Source organism: Amycolatopsis sp. SB7-3 (assembly GCF_041021335.1).
Classification (GTDB): Bacteria; Actinomycetota; Actinomycetes; order Mycobacteriales; family Pseudonocardiaceae; genus Amycolatopsis; species Amycolatopsis japonica.
The window spans coordinates 296,754-322,356 of sequence record NZ_JBFPJQ010000004.1 but is presented as its reverse complement, the minus strand read 5'-3'; the positions used below and the strand labels follow the sequence as shown (position 1 = coordinate 322,356).

Here is a 25,603-nt window from a genome sequence, read left to right as displayed (position 1 = left end):
TTCGGTCATGACCACGGCCGAAGACCTCGGATTCGCGACCGCGCTGGTGCGGCTTTCGCATCTCGTGCAGCGGGCTTTCATCGACGTCGGCCGGTCGTACGACCTCACGCCACAGCAGGCGCAGCTGCTCTGCGTACTGGCACAGGGGGAGACGGGTGTCGGGATGACCGACCTCGGCAAGATGCTGAACCTCGAGAAGTCCAGCGTCACCGGCCTGGTGGACCGCGTGCAGCGGCGCGCGCTCGTCGAGCGGGTCGCGGATTCCTGTGACCGCCGCGCGCTGAAGATCACGCTGACCGAAGAAGGGCTCCGGCTCGCGAACGCCGCCCACGAAGGCGTTGTCGAGAAGCTGGAGGAGATGGCGGCAGGCCTTCCGGCCGAGCAGCGCGAGGCGATCGCCGCGGCCGCGTGGCGGATGGCACCCGAAGACTGAGTCAGCGCCAGATCGCGGACGCGATCAGGAGCCCGATCGCCGCGGCGCCGATCCCGGCGGCCATCGTGACGCCGACGTACAGCGCTGCGCGTGCTCGCCGCTTTCCGGTGAACAGCAGCAGGGTTTCGTACCCGAACGTCGAGAACGTCGTGAGCCCGCCGCAGAAACCGACGGCCAGCAGTGCTCGGACCGCGTCCGGCTGCCCGCCGTGCAGGGCCCAGCCGGTCAGCACGCCGAGGATCGCCGAGCCGACGACGTTGACCGTGAGGGTGCCCCACGGGAACCCGGATTTCCGCCAGGCCTGGACGCGCCGGTCGGTCAGGAATCGCAGGATCGCGCCGAGGCCGCCGCCGAGCGCGACGAACAGAACGGTCATCTCCGCACCGCGCGGGTGATCTCGTGCCCGGCGTAGACGGCTACCAGTGCGGCGGCCACCGTGGCGAACGCGTACGCCAACCCGGTGAACGGACGCCCCGCCGTCACAAGATCGAGTGTGTCCGTCGCATAGGTCGAAAACGTGGTGTAGCCGCCCAGGATCCCGACCCCGAGGAACGGCCGTAGCAGTCTGTGCGGTTTCTCCGCCGCGGTCAGCAGCGCCATCAGGACACCGATCAGCAGACAGCCGGAAACGTTGGTGGCAAAGGTGGAAAGCGGGAACCGGCCGGGGGAGTGGGGGATCGCGACGGAGAGACCGTAGCGGGCGAGACTGCCCAGCGCGCCACCCGCTCCGATGGCCGCGAACGCGTCCCATCGCGGGCGGGGGACGGATGCCGGTTCAGCCATGGATGGCAGCTTAGAACCGCTGTCCGGGTGAACCGGCGCCACGGTGTCGAAGATCGCTCACAAGGCCGTTTTTCCCTGCTGGGCAGTGAATTTTCTCGAAACGTGTCGTAGGCTTGGCGGCGCTCCAGGCCGATTTTCGGTCCGTCCGCTCGTCTGAGAAAAAGGTGGCAGGATGGCACAGGAACAGTCAGGTACGCAGGCTCCCGACAGCGGTTTGCTGCTGGAGGTCGAGAAGATCCCGACCGCGGTCGACCGCGGGAAGGCCAACGGCGCGGCCGCCGACAACGACGGCAACGACGGCTGAGTGCCCGAAACGCCGACGCTGGCTGACCTCGTGGCTCCGCTCGGGGTCAGCCAGTTCTTCCAAGACGTCCAGGGCGAGACCTACCGCCGTTTCGAAGGCCGCGCGGGCCGGTTCGCCGACCTGCTGCCGTGGCCGGCGCTGAACGCGATCCTCCGGCAGCATCGCCTGGAGTTCCCGCGGCTGCGCCTCGCGCTCGATGGCACCCCGGTGCCCATGGAGAGCTACACCGATCTCGTCCCCACCCGCCGCAGTGGCACCGTCCCCCGCCTGCAGGCCGCTCCGTTCACGGAGCATCTCCGCGGCGGCGCGACGATGGTGCTCGACGCCATCCAGGAACTCAGCGACCCGATCGGCGATCTCGCCAGGAGTCTCGAACACGACCTCCGCGAGAGCGTCCAGGTCAACCTGTACGCGGGCTGGGGTGTGACCCACGGTTTCGACGTGCACTGGGACGACCACGACGCGTTCATCATCCAGGTCGCCGGCCGCAAACGCTGGCGGATGCACGGCCCGACCAGGCCCGCCCCGCTGCATCGCGACGTCGAACAGCCCGAGCGGCCCTGGGAGCCGATCGACGACTTCGTCCTCGAAGACGGCGACGTCCTCTACGTCCCCCGCGGGCACTGGCACGACGTCACCGCCGTGGGGGAGATGTCGCTGCATCTCACGCTCGGCTTCAGCCCGGCGACGGGGATCGACCTCGTCTCCTGGCTCGCGGACAAACTGCGGGCGAGCACCGTGTTCCGGCAGGACCTCCCGCGGTTCGGGACGGCCGAGGAGCGCGCGGCCCGCGCCGCGGCCCTGCGCGCGGAGCTCGAAGCCACGCTGACCACCGACGTCGTCGACAGGTTCCTCGCCGAACGCGACGCGGCGGCCCCGGCGCATCCGCGCGTCGGCCTGCCCTGGGCGGCGACCCCCGGCCTGCTGCCGGACGGCGACGAGACCGAGGTCCGGTTCCTCGTCCCGAGGGCGGTGCTCGAAGAAGGGGACGGCCGGGTGAGCCTGCTCGCGGACGGGAAACGGTTCGTCTTCGCGAGTGCCGCGACCCCGCTGCTGAAGGCGCTGCTCGACGGCTCGCCGCAGGCGGTCAAGCGACTCGCCGAGCTGTCCGAACTCGATCGAGGGACGGTGCGGGCCTTCCTCGGTGAGCTCACCACGCAGGGACTGCTCTCGATCGGTTGAAAGTCACAGGAGGCGAGAAGTGTGAAGGGAGCCCGGACGGGGTAAGCTAAGGCATGCCTAAGGTGAGGTCCGGAGGGGTCGGCCGATGACCGCTCAGCTCTCGGACACGCAAGCGCCGCCCGCCGCGTTGCCGGGCTGCGCCACCGTCGCGCGCATGCTCGGGGCGAGCCCCGCCGGCACCGCGGCGGACATGCGGTGCTGGCTGCTCATCGAGCAGCCGGGCCCCTGGCCAGCGGACGCGTTGGAAAACGTCCTCGACGAGGCATTCCCCGCCGAGCGCCGTGAGCTGCTCGAAAACTTGAGACGGTCGCACGGGCTGCGCCCGCTGCTCATCCGCCGTCCCGGCAAACACCAGCGCGACCCGGATCGCCCTCGTTCCGTGTACGTGGGCGGAGGCGAGCCGGGCAACCGCTGGCTGGAACGCCTCGAAATCCACGACCTGGGTGAGCTGGCCACGCTGGACCTCGAAGCCGTCGCGGAAGGTGCCGGTGGGCTCGGCACCCGCGTGGACGGGCCGCTGTTCCTGGTCTGCACCCACGGCACCAAGGACATGTGCTGCGCGGTGCTCGGCCGCCCGCTGGCCTCGGCGCTCAACACCAACCATCCCGGCCGGTCCTGGGAGGTCAGCCACGTCGGCGGCGATCGCTGGGCGGGCAATCTGCTGGTGGTCCCGGACGGTTTCCTGCACGGCCAGCTGAACCCGGCCGAGGCGGCGCTGGTCGCCAAGGCCGCCCTGCGCGGCCAGGTCGAGCCGGAGCAGCTTCGCGGCCGGACGTCCGCCCGGACGGCGTGGGCGCAGTTCGCGGAGATCGCGCTCCGGCGGCGGCTGGACCTCCCCGGCCTGGACGACGTGCTCGCCGTCCAGGAGGAGCCGCTGCTCGAATCCGACGCGCGGGTCGTCACCGTGCGCGGCGGCGAGGACTTCTACTCGGTGACGGTGCGGCGGCGTTCGGCGGCTCCGCGCGGGGAGAGCCGGTGCGCGGGGCTGATCCAGCCCGCCGGGTACGTGGCGGACGAGATCACGAAGCTCTAGCTCGCGTTTAGTCCTCTGGATGCGGTCCTTGCACGCGCAACTACCGCATCCAGAGGACTAAATGCTGCGAAGATCACCCTCGTTCGAACATACGTTTGACACCTGTCTAGAACATGTGTTCGACTGGCCGGGTGCGATGGGATCGACAGCGGGCGGACGGCGGCGAGCCGGTACTGCCCGGATTGGACGGGCTGCTGCGTTCGGTGCGCACGCCCGAGTTCGACGGCGTCACCTTTCACGAGGTGCACGCCAAATCCGTGCTGAACAAGGTGCCCGAGGGCTCGGGTGTCCCGTTCGGATGGACGGTGAACCCGTACCGCGGTTGTTCTCACGCGTGTACGTACTGCCTCGAGGGCGGCACGCCGGTCCTGATGGCCGACGGCCGCGCGAAGCCGCTCGCGGAACTGGCGCCCGGCGACGCGATCTACGGGACGCGCGGGCGGGGCGCGGGGCGCCGTCTGGTGCCGACGAAGGTCCTCGCGCACTGGTCGACGCTGAAACCGGCGTACCGCCTGTCCCTCGACGACGGAACGTCCATCGTGGCCAGTGGTGATCACCGGTTCCTGACCGGTCGCGGCTGGAAACACGTCACCGGCACCCGGTTCGGCGCGGCCCAGCGGCCGCATCTGGTCGGCGGCACCGAACTCGTCGGCGTCGGGCGGCTCGCGCGCACCCCGGACGACACCCTCGGCTACCGCGCCGGATACCTGTGCGGGATGTTGCGCTCCGGCGGGTTTTCCGCCGAGAAGGACGCCGCGGACCGCGCGCTTCGCTACCTGCCGGATTTCGGTGCGTCGGTCGGTTTCGTGCAGGTGCCGCCGTCGCCGGATTCCCATTGGCTGCGCGGATTCCTGGCCGGGTTGTTCGACCTCGCCGGGAGCTACCGGCACGGCGCGTTGCGCGTCACCCATGACGAACAGGACATCGTCTCGACCTTCTGTTCCGCGCTGGGGAACTTCGGCTTCCGTTACGTCAGAAGCGAAAACGCCAAATTCCGTCCGCTGTGGACGGTGCAGATCCTCGGCGGGCCCTCGGAGGAGGTCCGGTTCTTCCATCTCGCCGACCCCGCCGTCGGCTGGAAACGATCGCTCGACGGCCTGCCGATCGGCCGGACGAGACGGAAGGTGACGTCCATCGAGCCGCTGGGCATCGAGCTGCCGTTGTTCGACATCACCACCGGCACCGGCGACTTCATCGCCGACGGCATGGTCACGCACAACTGTTTCGCCAGGAACACCCACACGTACCTCGACTTCGACGCCGGACGCGATTTCGACACGCAGGTGATCGTGAAGGTCAACGCGCCCGAGGTGCTGGCCGCGCAGCTGCGGCGGCCGAGCTGGACACGCGAGCACGTCGCGATGGGCACGAACACCGATCCCTACCAACGCGCCGAAGGCCGGTACAAGCTGATGCCGCGCATCATCACCGCGCTGGCCGATTCGGGAACGCCGCTGTCGATCCTGACCAAGGGGACCGTGCTGGCGAGGGATCTCCCGTTGCTGGAATCGGTGTCGAAGGACGTGCCCGCCGGGCTGGCGATCTCGCTCGCGCTGCTGGACGAGGAGCTCCAGCACCGTCTGGAGCCGGGAACGCCGAGCCCGCGGGCGAGGCTCGACCTGATCCGCAAGGCACGCGACGCCGGGCTGCCGTGTTCGGTGCTGGTCGCCCCCGTGCTCCCGTACCTGACCGACTCGGTGGCCGCGCTCGACGCCCTGTTCTCGCGGCTGGCCGAGGCGGGCGCCACGCGGGTCACCGTCCTTCCGTTGCATCTGCGGCCGGGCGCGCGGGAATGGTTCGCGCGCTGGCTCGGCCGGGAACATCCGGAGCTGGTGCCGAAATACCGCGAGCTGTACTCGCGCGGCGCGTATCTCCCGAAGTCCTATCGGGAGCGGCTCGGCGCCAGGGTCGGCCCGTTGTCGCGCCGCCACGGTTTCGGTTCCCGTGCGGACGACGGGGAACGGATGCAGGTGACGATGCCCGTGCAGCGTTCCGGGGAGGCGGTGGTACCGGCGGCGGAGCAACTGAAACTGCTGTAGGCGCACTTTCGCCTCGAGTGTCCGAAAGTCTTACCGCACAACGGGTTCGGCCGTTCGGCGCAGTGGCTTGGCGGAAAACCTTTTCGTGCCTAATCTCAAGGGGACGAAGGCGAGGAGGTGCCTGTTGACCACCCGTACGGATCGCACCGCCGCTGTCCGCATCGCCTGGGCCGCGACCAAGCTGACCAGAGCGGGCAGACACCCCATCGCCATCGGAAGACTCGCCGCCACCGTCGGCATGGACCCGGCCGAAGCCCACCGTTTGATGGACCTGATGGGCTTCGTCATCCGCGACGGGCTGGTCGTGATGGACCGAGGCTCGCGCCCGGCCGGACGGGCGGGCTCTGACCGGTACCGGGTCGACCTGTTCCTCCTGGCCGTCGCCACCGGTGAACCCGTGCACGCGGACGCGGTCTGCCCGGCGACCGGGGCACGTGTCCGTGTCCACTTCACCCGCGAGAGGGTCTTGAGCGTCGACCCGCCGCACGCCGTCGTCGCCGCGTCACGACTGTCCGGGATCGACCTCGCCCTCGGCCAGGACTACGTCGAGGCGCTGGTCTGCACGGAGTTCTTCGCGTCGAAGGAGGCGGCCTCGGGCTGGCTGCTGGAGAACATCGACGGCCGGGTCCTGTCCGTGCCGGACTATCTGGCGCATACGCGGCGGATGGTCGCCGCGCTGGAGGCCTGGCCGACGATCTGAGAACACCTGGTCGCGAGGCATCACGGGCGATTCGTTAGCCTTTGACGTCGGCGCGGAAGTCGAACCGCAGCGCCGTCGAATCGCAGAATCGTGATGCCGAAGGAGAGCACCCGCAGTGCTTCGCACCCACAAAGCCGGCACCTTGCGTGCCGAGCACGCCGGTCAGACGGTCACCCTCACCGGATGGGTGGCCCGGCGGCGCGATCACGGCGGCGTCATCTTCATCGATCTGCGCGACGCCAGCGGCGTGAGCCAGGTCGTCTTCCGCGAGGGCGAGATGGCCGAGCGCGCCCACCAGCTGCGCTCCGAGTACTGCGTCCGCATCGTCGGCGAGGTCTCGAAGCGCCCGGAGGGCAACGCCAACGCCGAGATCCCCACCGGCGAGATCGAGGTGCTGGTCACCGAGCTCGAGGTGCTGTCCGAGGCCGCCGTGCTGCCGTTCCCGATCGACGACCGCGTCGACGTCGGCGAAGAGGTGCGCCTCAAGCACCGCTACCTCGACCTGCGCCGCAGCGGCCCCGCGGCCGCGATGCGCCTGCGCAGCGAGGTCAACCGCGCCGCCCGCGAGGTGCTGCACGCCCAGGAGTTCGTCGAGGTCGAGACCCCGACCATGACCCGCTCCACCCCCGAGGGCGCCCGCGACTTCGTCGTCCCGGCCCGCCTCAAGCCCGGCTCCTGGTACGCGCTCCCGCAGTCGCCGCAGCTGTTCAAGCAGCTGCTCATGGTCGGCGGCCTCGAGCGGTACTACCAGATCGCGCGCTGCTACCGGGACGAGGACTTCCGCGCCGACCGGCAGCCGGAGTTCACCCAGCTCGACATCGAGATGAGCTTCGTCGAGCAGGACGACGTCATCGCGCTCGGCGAGGACATCGTGACGGCGCTGTGGAAGCTGATCGGCGCCGAGATCCCGAAGCCCTTCCGCCGCATCACCTACGCCGAGGCGATGGAGAAGTACGGTTCGGACAAGCCGGACCTGCGCTTCGACCTCGAACTCACCGATATGACGGCGTTCTTCGCCGACACCCCGTTCCGCGTGTTCCAGGCGCCGTACGTCGGCGCCGTCGTGATGGCGGGCGGGGCCGACCAGCCGCGCCGGACCCTCGACGCCTGGCAGGACTTCGCCAAGCAGCGCGGCCACCGCGGGCTCGCCTACATCCTGGTCAACGAGGACGGCACGCTCGGCGGGCCGGTCGCGAAGAACCTGTCGGAGAAGGAGCGCGAGACGGTCGCCGAGGCCGTCGGCGCCAAGCCCGGCGACTGCGTCTTCTTCGCCGCCGGCAAGCCCGCCGACGCGCGTGCGCTGCTGGGCGCCACCCGGCTGGAGATCGGCAGCCGTCTCGGCCTGATCGACGAGAACGCCTGGTCGTTCGTCTGGGTCGTGGACTTCCCGATGTTCATCTCGGCCGAGGAGTCCGACGACGTCGCCGTCGGCGGCGGCAAGTGGAAGGCATTGCACCACGCCTTCACCTCGCCGACCCCGGAGTGGATCGGCAAACTCGCCGACGACCCCGGCAACGCGCTGGCCTACGCCTACGACATCGTCTGCAACGGCAACGAGATCGGCGGCGGCTCGATCCGTATCCACCAGCAGGAGCTGCAGAAGCAGGTCTTCGAGCTGATGGGCCTGTCCGAAGAGGAGGCGCAGGAGAAGTTCGGTTTCCTGCTCGACGCCTTCGCCTTCGGCCCGCCGCCGCACGGCGGGATCGCGTTCGGCTGGGACCGGATCGTCATGCTGCTGGCCAAGGCCGAGTCGCTGCGTGACGTGATCGCGTTCCCGAAGACCGGTGGCGGGTTCGACCCGCTGACCGCCGCTCCCGCGCCGATCACCGCGGAGCAGCGCAAGGAGGCGGGCATCGACGCCAAGCCCGCGCCGCCCGTCAAGAACTGATGCTCCACCTCAGGGCCGTGTGCCCGCCGGACCGGACCGACGAAGCGATCCGGATCCTGCGGGCGCACACCGGGACCGCGCACCTCGTCGTGCATCGCAAGGTGGCGGTCGCGCCCGAGGGCGACCTGATCGAAGCGGACATCGCCCGTGAAGCGGCCGACGAGATCATCGAGTCGCTGTGCGGGCTCGACCTCGACCACACCGGCGGCATCACGTTGGAAGCGCTGGACACCGCGGTGTCCGACGCCGCCGACAAGGCCGAGGAAGCCGCGCCGGGCGAAGGCGCCGACGCGGTGGTGTGGCAGGAACTCGTCGGGCGCTCCGGCGAGGAGTCCCGGCTCACCTGGACATTTCAGGCATTCCTGACCATCGCGTGCCTGCTGGCGTCGGTCGGCGTCGTCACGAACTCGGCCGTCACCATCGTCGGCGCCATGGTCGTGGGGCCGGAATTCGGGCCGCTGGCGGCCATCGCCGTCGGGTTGGTGCTCCGGCGGGGAGATCTCGTGAAGCAGGGCGGTGTCGCGTTGCTCGGCGGTTTCCCGATCGCCATGGTGATCACCCTCGGCGTGGTGCTGGCCGGCAACGCCACCGGGGTGCTCGAGGTCAGCAAGCTCGCGGACAACCACGAGGTCGATTTCGTTTACCAGGTGGGAATCGCGTCGTTGATCGTCGCGCTCCTCGCCGGCGCCGCGGGCATGCTTTCCATGACGTCGGCCAAATCCGCCGCGCTCGTGGGCGTCTTCATCTCGGTGACGACGGTGCCCGCCGCCGGTTACGCGGTGGTCGCGGCCGTTGCCGGTCAGTGGGAACGGTGCCTCTATTCGGCGGGCCAGCTGCTGGTCAATCTCATCGGAATCGTTGCAGCTGCGGCCATTGTGCTGACATTGCGCCGTCGTGGGCAACGATCGAGGGTGACGGAACGTCCGCTTTCACGCGGATGAGTCCTCGATCGCGCCAGTGCGCGTGGTTGCCCGGATCTCAGTGGTCATGGTTGCTCAGTCACGAGTAGGGTCGGTGGCAATGACAGTCGATACCTCCTCTGCCGACGATTCGACCGTCGGAGCTGGAGCCGAAACCCTCGCCGTGGCGGCCGCGGTCGCCGCCGGCGAGTCGGTCCTCACGCGCCGATTCGGCAGCGCGATCACCCTCGTCGCCCCCGAAGACCTCGCCGGCAGTGGCCCGGCCACGGTCGTGCGGGCGCGGGTGGCGTCGTCGCCGTTCGCGCTGCCGCGCACGCTGGTCATCAAGCACTACCCCGATCCACCCGAACCGGGACGGCCCGATCCGTTCGCGCAGGAGGCGGTCAGCTACCAGCTGTTCACCGCGCTCGCGCCGGAGGACCGGATGTGCCCGGAACTGCTGGCGCACGACGGCCGGGACCGGGTCCTGGTGATCGAAGACCTCGGCGGCGTCCCGACGTTGCACGACAAGCTCCACGCCCGTGACGCCCGCGGTGCCGAACGCGCCTTGCTGTCCTGGGCGCGGTCGCTGGGCAGGCTGCACGCGACCACCGCGAGCCGTGAGCCCGATTTCAACGCGCTGCTGCGCCGTCTGGGCGGCCCGGTCAAGAACGAGGACGCGCCGCTGCCAGCGGTCTGCGCGCAACTGCCGGGCCTGCTGGAGGAACTGCTCGACGTCGAGACGCCGGAGCCGGTGCAACAGCGGGTCATGGAGGTCGCCGAGCGGGCGGGCGCGCCGTCGTACCGCGCGTTCAGCCCCGTCGATCTCAGCCCGGACAACAACCTCGTGACCAGCGGCGGAGTGCGGTTCCTCGACTTCGAACGCGGCCGGGTGCGCAGCACCCTGATGGACGTGGCGTACCTGCGGCTCCCGTTCGCGTCGAGCGCGGACGCGCTGGCCCTGCCGCCGGGTATGAGCGAGGCGATGATCGCGGCCTGGCGGTCCGAGGTCGTCTCGGTCTGGCCCGGACTCGCGGACGAGGACGCGCTGGCCGAGCATCTGATGGACGGCCAGCTGCTCCTGCTGTGGGTCCTCACCTGGGAGATCCTCCCGGAGCTGGACCTGGACCGGCACGCGACGCCGATCAGCCGGGAGGCCGCGCTGGTCACCTGGTGGCGGGAGCTGGCCAAACACTCGTTGCGCGCGCGGCTGACGCATATCTCCGAGCACGCCACCAGGGTCGCCGCGGCCCTCGGCGCCCGGCTCGGGCCGCACGCCGATCTCGCGTTCTATCCCGCGTTCCGGTGACCGCCGCACGGACTTTTCGCTCGACCGTCCTCGCCGCGTTACCCAGGCATCACCACGGGTGAGTCTGCGTGGCCGATGGTGGCTACCGTGACCGTGATCAGTGTCGAAGTCACTCCGAGTCCCGAACCCCTTCTTCCTCCCGCACCGGCGGTCCCGCGGTCCGCTCGCAGACTGGTCGTGCTCGGCGATTCGACGGCCGTGGGCCTGGGTGACCCGCTGCCGGGTCGAGGTGGCTGGCGCGGGGTCGGCCCGCTCGTCGCCGACGCGCTCGGTGTCGAGCCGGACGGCTACCTGAACCCGTCGTTCACCGGGGCGCGCATGGGCTGCGTGCTGACCAAGCAGCTGCCGGAAGCCGTGGCGCATCGGCCGGACGTCGCGCTGGTGGTGGCGGGTATGAACGACACGCTGCGCCCCGATTTCAGCGCCGAGAAGATCGCCGCGGACCTCACCGAGGTGATCCGTTCGCTGGCCGCCGTCGGCACCGTCGTGGTCCCGGTGCGCTACCACGACCACGGGAAGGTGTTCCGGCTCCCGCAGTCGCTGCGGCGCGCGTTGAGCGAGCGGGTGGCCGAGCTGAACGCCGCCATCGACGGGGTCGTCGAACGTGAGGGCGTGCCGTGTCTAGATCTCGAACTGCTGCCCGGCGCCTACGACCTCACCGCGTGGAGCGTCGACCGGCTGCACCCGTCGGAACTCGGGCACCGGATGCTGGCGACCGGGTTCACCGAACGGCTCGCCGAGGCCGGGTTCGCGGTGCCGCGGCCGGTGAGCCTGACCTGCTCGGGAGGCGTGGAGCCGAGTACCGCCGGGCACGTCGGCTGGCTGGTGCTCAAGGGCATCCCGTGGGTGTGGCGGCGGGGGCGTGAGTTCGTGCCGTACGCGGCCGTGATCATGTGGCAGGCGTTCCGGGAGCGGCTGCGCTGACCTGTGGCCGGAACCGTCGGTGGGTACGGCTACCGTCGACACCGTGGCACAGGACGAACTCTTCACCGTGAACCCCGACCTCGGTCCGCCGCCGGAGCCGGCCGAGCCGAGGGAGATCACCGTACCCGCGGGCTCGCCGCTGGCGGTGCGGATGCGGCCGCGGTCGCTCGACGAGGTCGTCGGCCAGCAGCACCTGTTGCGCGAGGGAGCGCCGCTGCGGCGGCTCGTCGAAGGCGCGGCCCCCGCTTCCGTGCTGCTCTACGGCCCGCCTGGCACCGGCAAGACCACGCTGGCGAACCTCGTCTCCGCGGCGACCGGCCGCCGGTTCGTGGCGATGTCGGCGCTGTCGGCCGGGGTGAAAGAGGTGCGCGGCGTCATCGAGGAAGCACGCCGCCGCCGGAACTACAACGCCGAGAACACGGTGCTGTTCATCGACGAGGTCCACCGGTTCTCCAAGACCCAGCAGGACGCCCTGCTCGGCGCGGTGGAGGACCGGACGGTGCTGCTGGTGGCCGCCACCACGGAGAACCCGTCGTTCTCGGTGGTCTCGCCGCTGCTGTCGCGGTCGCTGGTGCTGCAGCTGCGGCCGCTGACCGACGCCGACATCGTCGCGCTGATCGAGCGTGCGCTCGCCGACGAACGCGGTCTCGGCGGCGAACTCACCCTGACCGAGGACGCGCGGGACCATTTGGTGCGGCTGGCCTCCGGCGACGCGCGGCGCGCGCTCACCGCGCTGGAAGCGGCCGCCGACGCGGCGAGCGCGACCGAGGCCAAGACGATCGATCTCGCCATCGTCGAGTCCACAGTGGACAAGGCGGCGGTACGTTACGACCGCGACGGCGACCAGCACTACGACGTCATCAGCGCGTTCATCAAATCGATCCGAGGGTCGGACGTGGACGCCGCGCTGCATTACCTGGCGCGGATGATCGAGGCGGGGGAGGACCCGCGGTTCCTGGCCCGGCGTCTGGTCGTGCACGCGAGCGAGGACATCGGCATGGCGGACCCGACGGCACTGCAATCGGCCGTCGCGGCGGCGCACGCCGTGCAGTTCATCGGCATGCCGGAAGGCCGTCTCGCGCTGGCGCAGGCGACCGTGCACCTGGCGACGGCGCCGAAGTCGAACGCCGTCATCACCGGCATCGACGCCGCGCTGAGCGACGTCCGGTCCGGGCGGATCGGGACGGTGCCGCCGCATCTGCGCGACGGGCATTACGCGGGCGCGGAGAAACTCGGCAACGCGAAGGGCTACCGGTATCCGCACAACGTGCCGGAAGGTGTTCTGGCGCAACAGTATCCGCCGGACGAGCTGGTGGGGCGGGACTACTACGAGCCGACGCAGCGCGGGGCGGAGCGGACGCTGTACGAGCGGGTGCCGAAGCTGCGGAGGACCATTCGGGGGGAGCGTTAGCTCGCGTTCGGCGGGGTTGTCAGCGGGAGTGCCGTGGGCCAGGGTATGCGCTGGGAGCGGTGGTGATCGGTCCGGTGACGATGGGCTGTGTGGGTTTTGGGGCGTTGGATGACCCGAAATCCACACAGTCGTGCGTGATCGGACCGGTCACGATGGTCGTCCGCTAGGGAGTGCTTCGGTCGCGATGGACTGTGTGGGTTTTGGGACGTCAGATGTCCCGAAATCCACACGGTCATCGGCGTTGGGCATGCCGAGGGGCCCGTCGCCGGTGTGGCCGACGGGCTCTTCGGGGTTCAGACGTGGTGCAGGGTGTTGCGTCGGGGTTTTCGGAGTGGGTCTCGGTATTGGGGTGGGATGAACTCCGGTAGCCCGTCGGCCGCGATGCGGACTTCCCAGTCGCCGTGGTGAATCAGCCGATGATGGAAACCACAGAGCAACACGAGATTCCGGAGGTCGGTGGGTCCTCCGTCTGCCCAGTGGTGAATGTGGTGGGCGTGGCAGTTCTTGGGTTTGCGGTGGCAGCCGGGGAAGGCGCAGCCCCCGTCGCGGATGTTGAGTGCGCGTCGTTGGCCTGGGGTGACGAATCTTCGGAGGCGTCCCATATCCAGAGGTTCACCCGAGGCGCCCATCACGACCGGCAGCATGAGGCAGTCGCAGGAGGCGAGCCGGGCTTCGCGGGCGGTCATGGTCCCGACGAAGTCGAGGCATGCGGCCCCGAGGCCGGATTTGAGTTCTTCGAGTCCGATGGTGACGTGGACGAGGGTCCGGTAGCCGCTGGTGCCGGGTTGGTCGGGGCAGGCGATGGCCAGGTCGAGGAGTTCGGCCCAGGCGTCTCCCAGGCGTTCGCATTTCATCCGCAGATCCGCCTGCCCGAACTCGTCCACCGGCCGTGGCTGGGCGTGCGCCTCCAACGCGGCGGCGGTACGGGCACCGGTCTCATCGTCGAGGAGGCCGGTGAGTTTCCAGAACCCGTCCTTACGGCGTTCCAGGGTGATCTCGCGGCGTGGCTCTTTGGGTTCGGGGTCTTTGGGTTCGTTGCCGTCAGGGTTGAGCCAGCCCTGCAGTTTCGCTTCAGCCTTGGCGAGCTGGCGAGGACCGGCGTTCGGAGCAAGCTCGGCCAGGATCTTCTCCGCACTCTCCCGATCCTCGACAGAAGTATCGGCAGGGAGGTTCTTCAAGATCTCCAGGATCTGATCGATCCGCTCATCCCCGACCAATCCCTGAGCCGCGACCGCGGCAGTCGCCGGTGCGACCGGCGGAACCTCCGTGCCATCCAAGGCGCGGGTGGGGTTCAACGCGATGGCCCGCTTCACCACCGCGCCCGCTTCGCCGCGCGACAGCCCGGCCAGATCCGCGAACCAGCTGGTCGTGCTGCCGTGCCCGTACAAGTCTTTGACGCCGCGATCCTCGATCTCCGCCAGAAACCGCCCCAGACACGCGGTCGCCAACCGGATCACCTGCAACGACTGCTGCACACCATGAGCAAGCTCCAGCTTGCCGGCGCGCCACAGTTCCTGCGGCAACTCGGGGAGGAAGGTCTCGGGCACGACTCCATAATACCCGAAGAAATCGAACACGTGTTCGTAATTTTAAGCAACAAGCGAAACCGCGCGAACAACGCTGAAGGGTGAAACAGCCGCCAACGCCGAATCACCCTGAGCGACTCGCATTTAGTCGACTAAGTGCGAAGAGGTCCACGCGGTTAGTCGACTAAATGCGGGGCAAAGGTAAAGCTCGCTTGAAAGCCTCTTGATCCCACCCTGGGCAGCTGGACCACTTCCGTTGGTCTCGACGTCGCGAGCCGAACATGTCCGTCGGCGAGTATCCGCGCATGGAAATCCCCAGGGTCGGTGTTCCCGACGCGCTGGCCTCGCGTCTCACGATGGCCGAACAGCACGAATTCCTCAGCCGCCGCACGATTCTGAAGGGCGCCGTCCTCGCGGCCGGTCCGCTTCTCCTGCAGGGCACCGCGTACGCCGACGGCGACAAGGTCGTCCCGGCGGGGCGGCATCTCGCGTTCGGCCGGAATCCGCGGACGTCGATGCGGGTCGCGTGGCAGGTGCCGGCGCCGGTGCGCAAGCCGTTCCTGCGTATCGCCGACGGCCACGGCGGCTGGAGTCACCGCATTCCGGCCGAGGTCCGCGCGCTGCATTCCGAGGTCGCCGGGGTCATCGCGCCGTACGACCAGTATTACCTCCACGCCGAGGCCGACCATCTCTGGCCCGGCCACACTTACCGGTACGCCGTCGGGCACGAGGGTTTCGACCCGGCTTCGGGGGACGGCGGGCCCGCGGCGATCTCGACGTTCACCACCGCGCCCGCGCGAGGGATCCCGGCGGGCAAGTTCACTTTCACCGCGTTCGGTGACCAAGGCGTCTCGACGACTGCGCTCGCGCAGGACGGTGCCGTCGCGCGTCAGAATCCGCGTTTCCATCTGCTGGCGGGCGACATCGCGTACGCCGACCCGAGCGGCGCGGGCAAACCGCCCGGGTCGAAGCCCGACGCGGACCACGATCTCTTCGACCCCAAGGTCTGGGACGCCTATTACCGCCAGATCGAGGGCGTCGCGGCCTCGGTGCCGTGGATGGTCACCACCGGCAACCACGACATGGAGGCCCTCTACTCGCCCGACGGCTACGGCGGCCAGGTCAAACGCTGGGATTTCCCCGGCACCGGCCCGCACGACTGCCCCAGCGTCTACTCCTTCATCTACGGCAACGTCGGCGTGATCTCGCTCGACGCCAACGACGTCTCCTACGAGATCCCCGCGAACCTCGGCTATTCGCACGGCTCCCAGACGGCGTGGCTCAAGCGCCGCCTCCGCTACCTGCGGTCGCAGCCGGACGTCGACTTCATCATGGTCTTCTTCCACCATTGCGCCTATTCGACGACCAATCAGCACGCGTCGGAGGGTGGCGTCCGCGAGCAGTGGGTCCCGTTGTTCGACGAGTACCGGGTCGACCTCGTGATCAACGGGCACAACCACATCTACGAACGCACCGACGCCCTGCGCGGCGGCAAGGTGACCCGCGAGGTCGAGATCGGCGACACCGTCGAGCCGGATCGCGACGGAACCGTGTACGCGACCTGTGGCGGCGGCGGGAAGAGTCTCTACAGCTTCCCGGTACCCGACACGTTCGCGGGCGAGTTCCAGTCGTATCACTGGGTCAAGGGCGGCGAGAAGGTGACCGAAACCGTCTCGTGGTCCCGCGTGCGCTACACCGGGTACTCGTTCCTCGCGATCGACGTCGAGCCCGCCTGGCCCGGCCGCCGGACGACGCTGACGGTGCGGACCCTCCGCAACGACGGCGCCGAGATCGACCGGTTCACCCTGCGTCGCACCGCCGGTCTCCATCGGTCGCGGCACGCCGTTCTCGGCGCTGATCGGGGAGATGTATAACGTCCTACACGGTTCCGCATGGTGGGACTCGGTGCCATATCGTGGACCGGAGACATACAGTCCGGGACATGTCGCCGAGAACCCTCCTGCGGGCCGTCATGGCCGTTTCCGCCGTCACGCTCCTCGCCGCGTGCAACGCCTCGGCCAAGGACCCGGCCGCGCAGAACGCCGCCGGACCCGCGCTGGTCCTGATCACGCCGAGCTCGGTCGGCGTCAACGACTTCCTCAAGCTCGCCGTCCAGGGCATCGAGGACTCGGCCAAGAAGCACAACGGGACGCAGAAGGTCTACCAGAGCACCGATCCGGCCTCGATCCAGCAGAACCTCGCGGCCGCGGTGCGGGAGAAGCCCGCCGTGATCGTCGCCGTCGGCTTCAACTTCGCCGACGCGATCGCGGCCGAGGCCGAACGCAATCCCGGGCAGAAGTTCCTGTTCGTGGACTCCTGCACGACCAAACCGTTCCCGAACGTCACCTGCGCGGTGTTCCGCGAGCACGAGGGCAGCTACCTCGCCGGCGCCGAAGCCGGGCTGCTGAGCAAGAGCGGCAAGGTCGGCGCGGTCGTCGTCCTCGACGCGCCCCAGTTCCGCCGGTACTCGATCCCGTTCGGGCAGGGCGCCGGAAAGGCCAAGCCCGGCACCACGCTCGCCCCGCTGTTCATCGGCGGCGCGAACCCGTTCAACGACCCGGCCCGCGCGAAGGCGCTGGCCACCACGCTCGCCGGTCAGGGCGTCGACCACGTCATGGGCGCGGCCTCCGCGGCGGGCAACCTCGGCGTGTTCGAGGCGGCCAAACAGGGCGGTTTCTTCGCGTTCGGCGTCGACGCCAACCAATGCCCGGCCAGCCCCGGTCAGGTCGTGGACAACGTCATCAAACGCACCAACGTCGTCATCGGCGACGGTGTCGACGCGATCCTCGGCGGCAAGACCGGCGAGACGAAGTCCTACGGTGTCAAGGAGAAGGGCATCTCCCTGACCGGGCTGGAGCCGGACGCCGCGACGTCGCAGTGCGTCGTCGCGAGCCATCCCGACGTGCTGGCCAAGGTCGGCGAACTGCGGGACCAGATCATCTCGGGCGCGATCGTCGTCGATGACCCCGCCAAATCCTGACGCCGTCTCACTCCGGGGGATCGTCAAGCGGTTCCCCGGAGTGCTCGCGAACGACCATGTCGACCTCGACGTCGGCAGAGGCGAAATCCACGCCCTGATGGGGGAGAACGGCGCGGGCAAGTCGACGCTCATGTCCGTGCTCTACGGGCTGCACCGGCCCGACGAGGGCACGATCTCCTTGCACGGCAAGGAAGTGTCCTTCGGTTCGCCCGCGCAGGCCATCGACGCCGGTGTCGGCATGGTGCAGCAGGGATTCGCGTTGTTCGGCGAACTCACCGTAACCGAGAACGTCGTGTTCGGCAGCGAACCGACCCGCCGGGGCCTGCTGGATCGCAAGGCGGCGACGGCCCGCGTCACCGAACTGATCGAACGGCACGAACTGCGGCTGCGGCCCGGTGACCGGGTCCGTGACCTGCCGGTCGGGCTCCGGCAGCGCGTCGAGATCCTCAAGCTGCTGTACCGCGACGCCGGTGTGCTGATCCTCGACGAACCCACCGCCGTGCTGACCCCGCCCGAGACCGAGCGGCTCTTCGGCGTGTTGCGCGCCCTCGCCGCCGAGGACCGCACGATCCTGCTGGTGTCGCACAAACTCCAGGAGGTCCTCGCCGTCAGCGACCATGTCACGGTGCTGCGCGACGGCCGGGTCAGCGCCCGCGGGCGCACGGCGGACCAGACCGCCGCCGGGCTCGCCGCGGCGATGACCGGACGCGAGGTCGACCTCGATCGCGTCCACCCGGCCGGGACGCCGGGCGACACCGTCCTCGAAGCCCGTTCCCTGACCGTTCCCGGCGTGGAAGGAAAACCGTTGCTGGAGAACGTGTCCCTGACCGTGCGCGCCGGGGAGATCGTCGGCGTCGCCGGGGTCGCGGGCAACGGGCAGGCCGAGCTCTCCGGCGCCATCGCCGGCCTCCTGAAGACCGGCGGCACCATCGTCCTCAATGGACAGAAGCTCGATGGACTGTCAGTACGTGCGCGAAGGGATGTCGGACTCGCTCACGTCCCGGAAGACCGCGCCGAGGTCGGCTCGGCGCCCACAGCGGGGCTCCGGGAGAACCTGGCTGTCGGCTTCCACCGCGAACGACCGTTGGTGCGCAAGGGATTCCTGCGCCGCAAGGCGATCGACGACCACGCGTCGGCGATCATCGAGGACTACGACGTCCGCGCGTCCGGCCCTTCCGCCGCGATGGGCACCTTGTCCGGCGGTAACCAGCAGAAAGCGATCTTCGGCCGTGAACTCACCCACGACGCGCCGTTCCTGCTGGTCGAACAGCCCACGCGCGGCGTCGACGTCGGCGCGATCGAGAACATCCACGCGAGACTCGTCGCCCATCGCGACGCCGGGCACGCCGTCCTGCTGATCTCCGCCGAGCTCAGCGAGATCCTCGCGTTGTCGGACCGGGTGCTGGTGCTGTTCGAAGGCCGGATCGTCGCGGAGTTCACCAAGGACGAGGCCGATCAGCACACGGTGGGGCTCGCGATGGCGGGAGGCGCCGGATGAACCGCGTCCGTCTCATCGCCGTCCCGGTCGCCGCGGCGCTCGTCCTCGGCGCGATCCTGTTGCTCGCCACCGGAACCGACCCGCTGGCGGCCTACGGCGCGATCGTCTCCGGCGCCTTCGGGCCCGACGGTATCGGCGACACCCTCGCCTACGCCGTCCCCGTCGCGGGGATGGCCACGGCGCTCGCGATCCCGCTGCGCGCGGGCATGGTGAACCTCGGCGGGGAGGGCCAGCTGGTGCTCGGCGCGATCAGCGCGCTCGCCGTCGGCCTGTACGTGCCCGGCCCTGGACCGGTGAAGGTGATCCTCGCGCTGCTCGCGGGAGTGATCGCCGGAGCCGCGTACGCCGCACTGGCCGCGGTCTGCGAGAACAGGCTCGGTGTCCCGTTGCTGATCAGCACGCTGCTGCTGAGCTATCCGGCGATGTCGCTCGCCGGGTATCTGGTGCGGTTCCCGTTGAAGGACGCCGGTTCCAGCCTGCCGCAGAGCCCGCAACTGACCGAAGGCGCGCGGTTGCCCGAAATCGACGGCGTGACGACCGGGATCTTCCTGGTGGTGGCGGTGATCGCGGTCTACACGGTGATCGACGCCCGCACTCCCGCCGGTTTCGAGACCAAGGTGACCGGCTGGGCACCGCGGTTCGCCGCCTACGCCGGGATCGACCGGCCGAAACTCACGCTGCGGCTGCTGGCCGCCTCGGGCGGGACGGCGGGATTGGTCGGCGCGATCGCCGTCCTCGGTTTCCCGTACCGGTTCATCGACGGCGCGCTGATCACGCCGCAGTACACCTGGATCGGCCTGCTCGCGGCGCTGCTCGCCGGGGCCAGCCCACTCGGGACGCTGCTCGCGGCGGTCTTCTTCGCGGCGCTGACCAGCGGCGGGTTCGCGATGGAACGCGCCACCCAGGTCCCGCGCGAACTCACCGCGGTCCTGCAGGCGGTGCTGATCATCTTCCTGGCGGCGACGTCGGGCGTCTTCAAGCGGAAGGCGAAGCGCGCATGATCGACGCGAGCCTGTTCTCGTCGGCGCTCACCGCGTTGACGCCGATCCTGTTCGCCGCGCTCGCGGGCGCGTTGTGCCAGCGGGCCGGGGTCTTCAACATCTCCCTCGAAGGCTCGCTGCTGGTCGGCTGCTTCGGCGCGGTCGCGGGTAGCTGGTACACCGGCAGCGCGTGGATCGGCGTCGTCGTGGCGGTGCTCGCGGCGACGGCGTATTCGCTGATCCTCGCGATCGGCTCGATCACCTTCGACGGCGATCCGATCGTGCTGGGTGTCGCGAGCAACCTATTGGCGGTCGGCCTGACGAGCTTCCTGATCCGCACCGTCTTCGGCACCGAAGGCTCCTTCAGCGACCCGTCGCTGCGAGGGCTGGGCCAGTTCGGCCCGATTCCGGGACAGTCGCTGCTGGTCTACCTGTCCTGGCTGGCCGTGCCCGCACTCGCGGTGCTGCTCTACCGGCATCCGTGGGGGTTGCGGCTGCGCGGGGTCGGGGAGCGTCCGGAGGCCGCGTCCAGCCTCGGTGTCAACGTGACCAAATACCGCTACGGGGTGATCCTCGCCGGAGGAGCGCTATGTGGTCTGGGCGGCGCGCAACTGGCGCTGGGTTCGGTGACGCTCTTCGCCGAGAACATGACCGCCGGCCGCGGCTGGATCGCCGTCGTGGCCGTGATGCTGGGCCGCGCGCATCCGCTCGGCGTGCTGCTCGCGGCGCTGTTGTTCGGCCTGGCCGAGGCGTTCGGCTTCCGGCTCCAGGGCATCGGATTGCCGCAGCAGGCCACCGACGCCGCCCCCTATGTCGTCACGCTCGTGGCGTTGTTCCTGTCCAATTTCAAGCGCAAGAAGGGACAGCCCGCGTGAGCGACGTCCTGCCCATCACCAAGATCCCCCGGCACGGACTGCCGCCGCGTGCCCTTGTCGTGGGCGATCCCGACCGCGCGACCGCGGTGGCCGGGTCGCTGACGGACGCCGTCCTCGTCGGGCAGAACCGCGAGTACCGCAGCTACACCGGCACCTGGAAGGGCGTTCCGGTCGTCGTGTCGTCGCACGGCGTCGGCGGGCCCGGCGCGTTGTGCCAGTTCGGCGAGCTCGCCGACGCGGGCGTCCGCACGTTCCTGCGGCTCGGCACCGCCGGTTCGCTGGCCGACGGCATCACCGACGGCGACCTCGTCATCGCCGAGGCGGCGGTCCGCGACGACGGCGTCACCCAGCAGCTCATCCATCCGGAGTACCCGGCGTTCGCCACTCCGGAGCTCGTCGTGGCGCTGAGCCGCGTGGCACCCGAGGCGCACCGGGGCGTGGTGTGGACGCGGGCCGCGTTCAGCCCGCTGGTGCTCACCCTCCCGATGGCCGAATACCTGGCCGCGCGGGTGATCGCCATTGAGATGGAACTCTCCACGTTGCTGGTGTTCGCGGCATTGCGCGGCCTGCGGGCCGGTGGTGTGCTCGTGATCGACGGCGACGCGCGGCCCGACCACCCCGACCCGTCGGCCTACGACCCGCACCGCGACGTCGTGGCCGAGGGAGTGGCGAGGGCCACGCGCGTGGCGCTCGACGCGCTCATCGATGTGGAAGGGGCGGAATGACCGAAGTGTGGCGCAAGGCGGCTCACGAGCTGGCGAGCACGCTGGCGGCGGACGCTGCCGAGCGTGATCTGGCCGGACACCTCCCCGTCCACGAGGTCGGTCTGCTGCGCGAGTCCGGGCTGCTGTCCTTGCTCGACACCGCCGGCTGGGCGGCCGCGAACGAGGCCACCCGGATCGTCTCCGCCGCGGACGCGTCGGTCGGCCATCTGCTCGGCTACCACTACCTGCAGCTGTGGCGCACCGGCCTGTTCGGGCCGCGCGCGGCGAGCGAGCCCGGCTGGTTCTGGGCGGGCGTGAGCAATCCGCTCGACGCCGCCCTGCTCCTGACCCCGGCCGACGGCGGGTTCACCGTCGAGGGCACCAAGACCTTCGCGACCGGCGCGGCCGTCGCCGACCGCCTCGTGGTCAGCGCGACCAGGACCGACAACGGCGAGAAGCTGACCTTCGTCGTCGACGCGCGGGCCGAAGGGATCACCTTCCCCGGTGACTGGGACAACATCGGCCAGCGGCTCACCGCGAGCGGTGCGGTGCGATTCGAAGCCGTCCGCGTCGCGCACGACGACGTGCTCGGCGCCCAGCCGGAGGACCAGTCCGATCCGAAGGTGCCCCGGATCTCCCTGGCCGCGATCGGGTTCCAGCTCATGCTGGCGCAGGTGTACGTCGGCCTCGCGTTCGGCGCGCTCGACGCGGCGGCCGTCTACACGCGGGAGAGCGCCCGGCCGTGGACACTGTCCGATGTGGACAAAGCGACGCAGGATCCGTACACGCTGGCGGGCTACGGCGAGCTGGTCGCGACGGCGCGAGCGGCCGGATTCGCCGTCGACGCGGCGGTTTCCGCGCTCGGCGATGCCGACGAACGCGGCTTCGACCTGACCCCGGCGGAGCGGGCCGAAGCGGCGATCGCCATCTCGTCGGCGAAGGTCGTGGCGAGCCGGGTGGCCGTCGAAACCACGAGCAAGGTCTTCGAGTTCACCGGCGCGCGGGCCACGGCGACGAAGTACGGCTTCGACCGCTTCTGGCGCAACGCCCGCACGCTGACCCTGCACGATCCCGTGACGTACAAGGCACGCGAGGTCGGCGACCACTTCCTCAACGGCATCCCGCCGTGTCTCTCGGGGTACAGCTGATGACGCTGCCGATCCTCGCCGACAGCGTCCGCCTCGACGACGAAGGCGTGCACATCCTCGACCGCCGGGTGTTCCCGTTCGAGCGGGAATGGGTGCTCTGCCGGACCTCGGAAGAGGTCGCGGTCGCCATCGAAGACATGGTCACGCAGTCGTCCGGGCCGTATTTCGCCGCGCTGGGCGCGATGGTGCTCGCCGCGCGCGAGGCGTCCGGGCTCCCGGACCCCCGGTCGTACCTGCGGCGGGCGGGGGAGCGGATCGTCGCTACCCGCAAGACCAACAACCATCTGCGCAAGGCCGTGGCCGCCGTACTGTCCGAAGTGGACAAAGCGACGGGTGACCTCGTCGATGCCGCGACAGCCGGGGCGCGGGCGGGGGACGAGTTGTACCGGTCGCGCAGCCGCGCGCTCGGCGAACACACCGCCGCGTTGGTGCCGGACGGGGCGACCGTGCTGACCCATTGCTGGGCGGACCTGTACCTCGTCGAATTCGTGCTCGCCGCGCGACGGCAGAGCAAGGAGTTCTCCTTCTTCTGCACGGAAACCCGGCCGTACCTGCAGGGCGCGCGGCTGACCGCCGAGACGCTCGCCGAGATGGGCGCCGACACCCGGCTGATCACCGACGGCATGGGGGCCGCGGTGCTGGCGTCGGGCGAAGTCGGTGCGCTGGTGACCGCGGCCGACCGCGTCACGATGGACGGTCACGTCGTCAACAAGATCGGCACCCTGGGGCTCGCGGTGGCGGCGGAGGCGTTCGGCGTGCCGTTCCACGCGATGGTCCAGGCACCCGACCAGGCCGCGCCGACCGGCGCCGACGTGCCGATCGAATACCGCGACGGCGACGAGGTGCTGAGCGCGCTCGGCCACCGCGTCGCCGGTGAACGCGCCCGGGGGCACTATCCGGCTTTCGACGTGACACCACCACGTTTCGTGACCACGGTGGTGACCGACCGCGGGGCCTTCGAACCGGGACGGCTCCGCGAGTACTACGCAGAAGGGGAAGCGAACCAGTGACCGCAACGCTGACCGCCCGATGGGTGGTCCTCGACATCGAGGGCACGCTGACCGCCACCAGCTACGTGCACGTGACCCTCTACGACTACGCGCGGCCGCGGCTGGGCCCGTGGATCGACGAGCACCCGGAGGATCCGGAGGTCGCCGCCGCCGTCGCCGAGATCAAAGAACTCGGCGGGCTCCCGGCGGACGCGTCCACTGTGGACGTCGTGCGGGTGCTGCACGGCTGGATGGACGCGGACCGGAAGATCGCGCCGCTGAAGACGTTGCAGGGTCTCATCTGGCAGCGCGGGTACGCCGAGGGCGACCTCACGACGGAGTTCTTCGGCGACGTCGCCCCGGCCCTGCGGTCGTGGCACGAGTCCGGGCTGCGGCTCGCGGTGTTCTCGTCCGGTTCGGTCGCGGGGCAGATCGCGTCGTTCTCGCGGACCACCGACGGTGACGTCACCGGCCTGTTCGAGCGGCATTTCGACACCGTCAACGCCGGGCCGAAACGCGAGGCGCCGTCGTACCGCGCGATCGCCTCCGCGCTGGAGGCCGAGCCGGGTGACATCGTGTTCTTCTCCGACGTCCCGGCCGAGCTCGACGGCGCGGCGGCCGACGGCTGGCAGACCGTCGGGCTCGCCCGCGAGGGTGAACCGTTCGGCGACGCGGATTTCGGAACACACCGGACGATCCGGACGTTCGACGAGATCAAGGTCGTCCCTCGATGAGCGTCCTCGAACTGGCCGGACGCGCGCTCGCCGAGGAGTCTGCCCGGTTCGCCGGGCTGGGCTGGATGCGGGGCACGTCCGGCAACCTCTCGGTGGTGCTCGGCCGTGACCCGCTGCGGGTCGCGGTCACCGTCAGCGGCCGGGACAAAGGCGAGCTGACCAGCGACGACGTCGTGGTGGTCGGCGAGGACGGGCAGGCCGTCGCGGACCAGCCGCATCCGGACAAGGTGCCCTCGGCCGAGGCGGGACTGCACGCCCGGATCGCGGCGGTGGCGGGGGCGGGCGCGGTGATCCACGTGCACGCGCTCGCGCCGGTGGTGGCCGCCGAACACTGGCCGGACGGCGTCGAACTGCGCGACCTGGAGATGCTCAAGGGTTTCGGCCGCGCCGCGCACGACGATCTGGTGACCATCCCGGTGATCGCCAACGGCCAGGACATGCGTGTCCTCGGCGACGCGTTCGAGGCCGGGTTCCGGGCGGACACGCCGGCGGTGATCGTCGCGCGGCACGGGATCTACGTGTGGGGCGATGACCTGCGCCACGCGCGTCATCGCCTGGAATGTTTGGAGTGGTTGCTCCGGTTCCGGGTAGAGACAAGACTCGTGGGAGAGGAAAGGGGAGTGCGATGACCCTGCTGACCGTATGGCCGGACGACCGGCCCGGCGAGATCGCGCTCAGGACCGAGGATCCGGCCGTGATCACCGGGGAACTGGGGCGGCTCGGCGTCCGGTTCGAACGGTGGGACCTCGTCGAGGACCTGCCGCGCGAAGTGACGCCCGAGCAGGTGCTGGCCGCCTACGAGGAGCCGATCGCCAAGGTCTCGGCGGCCGAAGGCTACACGTTCGTGGACGCCGTCCGCATGACCCCGTCCGACGAACCCGGCTGGGCGGCCACGGCCGCCGAAGCCCGGCAGAAGTTCCTCGCCGAACACACCCACGGCGACGACGAAGACCGCTTCTTCGCGCGGGGGTCCGGCGTGTTCTATCTGCACGTCGGGGGCAAGGTGTACGCGGTGCTGTGCGAGGCGGGGGATCTGCTGAGCGTGCCCGCGAACACCACGCACTGGTTCGACATGGGGACGCGGCCCGACTACGTGTCCATCCGGTTCTTCCACGACGACGGCGGGTGGGTCGGCGACTTCACCGGCGCGACGCTGGCGGGGGACTTCCCGGGGTTCGACGAGCTGACCGCCGGGCGTTACTGAGGATCTCGGGTGTCATGAAAGGGCCGTTCAGGACGTTTCCTGTCCTGAATGGCCCTTTCC

25 protein-coding genes are annotated in these 25,603 nt (G+C 69.8%); 22 read left to right on the top strand and 3 right to left on the bottom strand.

The window, feature by feature from the left end:
* The first annotated feature begins 7 nt into the window (after positions 1-7).
* Positions 8-433: a MarR family winged helix-turn-helix transcriptional regulator gene (locus AB8M46_RS29050; RefSeq protein ID WP_037343853.1), complete on the top strand. Its 426-nt coding sequence runs from the start codon at positions 8-10 to the stop codon at positions 431-433.
* 1 nt (position 434) lies between these two features.
* Here the strand turns inward: AB8M46_RS29050 and crcB (AB8M46_RS29045) are convergent, their stop codons facing one another.
* Both crcB (AB8M46_RS29045) and crcB (AB8M46_RS29040) read right to left on the bottom strand, forming a co-directional pair.
* Positions 435-809 carry a fluoride efflux transporter CrcB gene (crcB, locus tag AB8M46_RS29045; RefSeq protein WP_394362294.1) on the bottom strand — a complete coding sequence of 125 codons (375 nt, stop codon included), beginning with the start codon at positions 807-809 and terminating at the stop codon, positions 435-437.
* Positions 806-1,216 carry a fluoride efflux transporter CrcB gene (crcB, locus tag AB8M46_RS29040; protein ID WP_394362293.1) on the bottom strand — a complete coding sequence of 137 codons (411 nt, stop codon included), beginning with the start codon at positions 1,214-1,216 and terminating at the stop codon, positions 806-808. The genes crcB (AB8M46_RS29045) and crcB (AB8M46_RS29040) overlap by 4 nt, the downstream gene beginning before the upstream one ends.
* A gap of 172 nt (positions 1,217-1,388) precedes the next feature.
* Between crcB (AB8M46_RS29040) and AB8M46_RS29035 the strand changes: the two genes are divergently transcribed.
* The 10 genes from AB8M46_RS29035 to AB8M46_RS28990 all read left to right on the top strand — a co-directional run bounded on the left by AB8M46_RS29035 (position 1,389) and on the right by AB8M46_RS28990 (position 12,905).
* Positions 1,389-1,520 (top strand): hypothetical protein, encoded by a 132-nt coding sequence (locus tag AB8M46_RS29035; RefSeq protein WP_005157133.1) that lies wholly within the window; start codon positions 1,389-1,391, stop codon positions 1,518-1,520.
* Complete coding sequence (locus AB8M46_RS29030; protein WP_394362292.1) at positions 1,521-2,702, top strand: cupin domain-containing protein; 1,182 nt, start codon at positions 1,521-1,523, stop codon at positions 2,700-2,702.
* An 85-nt stretch (positions 2,703-2,787) separates the two neighbouring features.
* Entirely contained in the window at positions 2,788-3,735 is a 948-nt protein-coding gene (locus tag AB8M46_RS29025) for a sucrase ferredoxin (RefSeq protein ID WP_350593546.1), read from the top strand.
* A gap of 131 nt (positions 3,736-3,866) precedes the next feature.
* On the top strand, positions 3,867-5,774 hold the full coding sequence (locus AB8M46_RS29020; protein ID WP_394362291.1) for an intein-containing Rv2578c family radical SAM protein: 1,908 nt from the start codon (positions 3,867-3,869) through the stop codon (positions 5,772-5,774).
* 124 nt (positions 5,775-5,898) lie between these two features.
* Positions 5,899-6,474: an organomercurial lyase gene (merB, locus tag AB8M46_RS29015; protein ID WP_125736425.1), complete on the top strand. Its 576-nt coding sequence runs from the start codon at positions 5,899-5,901 to the stop codon at positions 6,472-6,474.
* Positions 6,475-6,589: 115 nt separating this feature from the next.
* On the top strand, positions 6,590-8,362 hold the full coding sequence (gene aspS, locus AB8M46_RS29010; protein WP_037343862.1) for an aspartate--tRNA ligase: 1,773 nt from the start codon (positions 6,590-6,592) through the stop codon (positions 8,360-8,362).
* Entirely contained in the window at positions 8,362-9,303 is a 942-nt protein-coding gene (locus AB8M46_RS29005; RefSeq protein WP_394362290.1) for a DUF389 domain-containing protein, read from the top strand. The genes aspS and AB8M46_RS29005 overlap by 1 nt, the downstream gene beginning before the upstream one ends.
* A 79-nt stretch (positions 9,304-9,382) precedes the next feature.
* Positions 9,383-10,570 (top strand): phosphotransferase, encoded by a 1,188-nt coding sequence (locus AB8M46_RS29000; RefSeq protein WP_037343865.1) that lies wholly within the window; start codon positions 9,383-9,385, stop codon positions 10,568-10,570.
* 75 nt (positions 10,571-10,645) lie between these two features.
* On the top strand, positions 10,646-11,494 hold the full coding sequence (locus AB8M46_RS28995; RefSeq protein WP_394362289.1) for an SGNH/GDSL hydrolase family protein: 849 nt from the start codon (positions 10,646-10,648) through the stop codon (positions 11,492-11,494).
* A gap of 43 nt (positions 11,495-11,537) precedes the next feature.
* The gene (locus AB8M46_RS28990) at positions 11,538-12,905 is read left to right on the top strand and encodes a replication-associated recombination protein A (RefSeq protein ID WP_394362288.1); all 1,368 of its coding nucleotides are present in this window, start codon (positions 11,538-11,540) and stop codon (positions 12,903-12,905) included.
* A gap of 293 nt (positions 12,906-13,198) precedes the next feature.
* Here AB8M46_RS28990 and AB8M46_RS28985 read toward each other — a convergent pair whose 3' ends face one another.
* Positions 13,199-14,452 carry a DUF222 domain-containing protein gene (locus AB8M46_RS28985; protein WP_394362287.1) on the bottom strand — a complete coding sequence of 418 codons (1,254 nt, stop codon included), beginning with the start codon at positions 14,450-14,452 and terminating at the stop codon, positions 13,199-13,201.
* 284 nt (positions 14,453-14,736) lie between these two features.
* On the opposite strand from AB8M46_RS28985, the gene AB8M46_RS28980 reads away from it, so the two are divergent.
* The 11 genes from AB8M46_RS28980 (at position 14,737) to AB8M46_RS28930 (ending at position 25,543) form a co-directional block, all read left to right on the top strand.
* Positions 14,737-16,305 carry a purple acid phosphatase family protein gene (locus AB8M46_RS28980; protein ID WP_394362286.1) on the top strand — a complete coding sequence of 523 codons (1,569 nt, stop codon included), beginning with the start codon at positions 14,737-14,739 and terminating at the stop codon, positions 16,303-16,305.
* Between the two features lie 68 nt (positions 16,306-16,373).
* Positions 16,374-17,411 (top strand): BMP family ABC transporter substrate-binding protein, encoded by a 1,038-nt coding sequence (locus tag AB8M46_RS28975; protein ID WP_394362285.1) that lies wholly within the window; start codon positions 16,374-16,376, stop codon positions 17,409-17,411.
* Positions 17,392-18,909: an ABC transporter ATP-binding protein gene (locus AB8M46_RS28970; protein WP_394362284.1), complete on the top strand. Its 1,518-nt coding sequence runs from the start codon at positions 17,392-17,394 to the stop codon at positions 18,907-18,909. The genes AB8M46_RS28975 and AB8M46_RS28970 overlap by 20 nt, the downstream gene beginning before the upstream one ends.
* Positions 18,906-19,910, top strand: coding sequence for an ABC transporter permease (locus AB8M46_RS28965; protein ID WP_394362283.1), 1,005 nt, complete (start codon positions 18,906-18,908; stop codon positions 19,908-19,910). The genes AB8M46_RS28970 and AB8M46_RS28965 overlap by 4 nt, the downstream gene beginning before the upstream one ends.
* A complete protein-coding gene (locus AB8M46_RS28960) occupies positions 19,907-20,764 on the top strand; it encodes an ABC transporter permease (protein WP_394362282.1) in 858 nt (285 codons plus the stop codon). The genes AB8M46_RS28965 and AB8M46_RS28960 overlap by 4 nt, the downstream gene beginning before the upstream one ends.
* A complete protein-coding gene (locus AB8M46_RS28955) occupies positions 20,761-21,489 on the top strand; it encodes a nucleoside phosphorylase (protein WP_394362281.1) in 729 nt (242 codons plus the stop codon). The genes AB8M46_RS28960 and AB8M46_RS28955 overlap by 4 nt, the downstream gene beginning before the upstream one ends.
* Positions 21,486-22,616 carry an acyl-CoA dehydrogenase family protein gene (locus AB8M46_RS28950; protein ID WP_394362280.1) on the top strand — a complete coding sequence of 377 codons (1,131 nt, stop codon included), beginning with the start codon at positions 21,486-21,488 and terminating at the stop codon, positions 22,614-22,616. The genes AB8M46_RS28955 and AB8M46_RS28950 overlap by 4 nt, the downstream gene beginning before the upstream one ends.
* On the top strand, positions 22,616-23,626 hold the full coding sequence (locus AB8M46_RS28945; RefSeq protein WP_378426522.1) for a methylthioribose-1-phosphate isomerase: 1,011 nt from the start codon (positions 22,616-22,618) through the stop codon (positions 23,624-23,626). Before AB8M46_RS28950 ends, AB8M46_RS28945 begins: the two co-directional genes overlap by 1 nt.
* Positions 23,623-24,339: an acireductone synthase gene (gene mtnC / locus AB8M46_RS28940; protein ID WP_038515647.1), complete on the top strand. Its 717-nt coding sequence runs from the start codon at positions 23,623-23,625 to the stop codon at positions 24,337-24,339. Before AB8M46_RS28945 ends, mtnC begins: the two co-directional genes overlap by 4 nt.
* Positions 24,336-24,968 carry a methylthioribulose 1-phosphate dehydratase gene (gene mtnB, locus AB8M46_RS28935; RefSeq protein ID WP_394362279.1) on the top strand — a complete coding sequence of 211 codons (633 nt, stop codon included), beginning with the start codon at positions 24,336-24,338 and terminating at the stop codon, positions 24,966-24,968. The genes mtnC and mtnB overlap by 4 nt, the downstream gene beginning before the upstream one ends.
* Positions 24,965-25,543: an acireductone dioxygenase gene (locus AB8M46_RS28930; protein ID WP_037343885.1), complete on the top strand. Its 579-nt coding sequence runs from the start codon at positions 24,965-24,967 to the stop codon at positions 25,541-25,543. The genes mtnB and AB8M46_RS28930 overlap by 4 nt, the downstream gene beginning before the upstream one ends.
* The last annotated feature ends 60 nt before the right edge of the window (positions 25,544-25,603 follow it).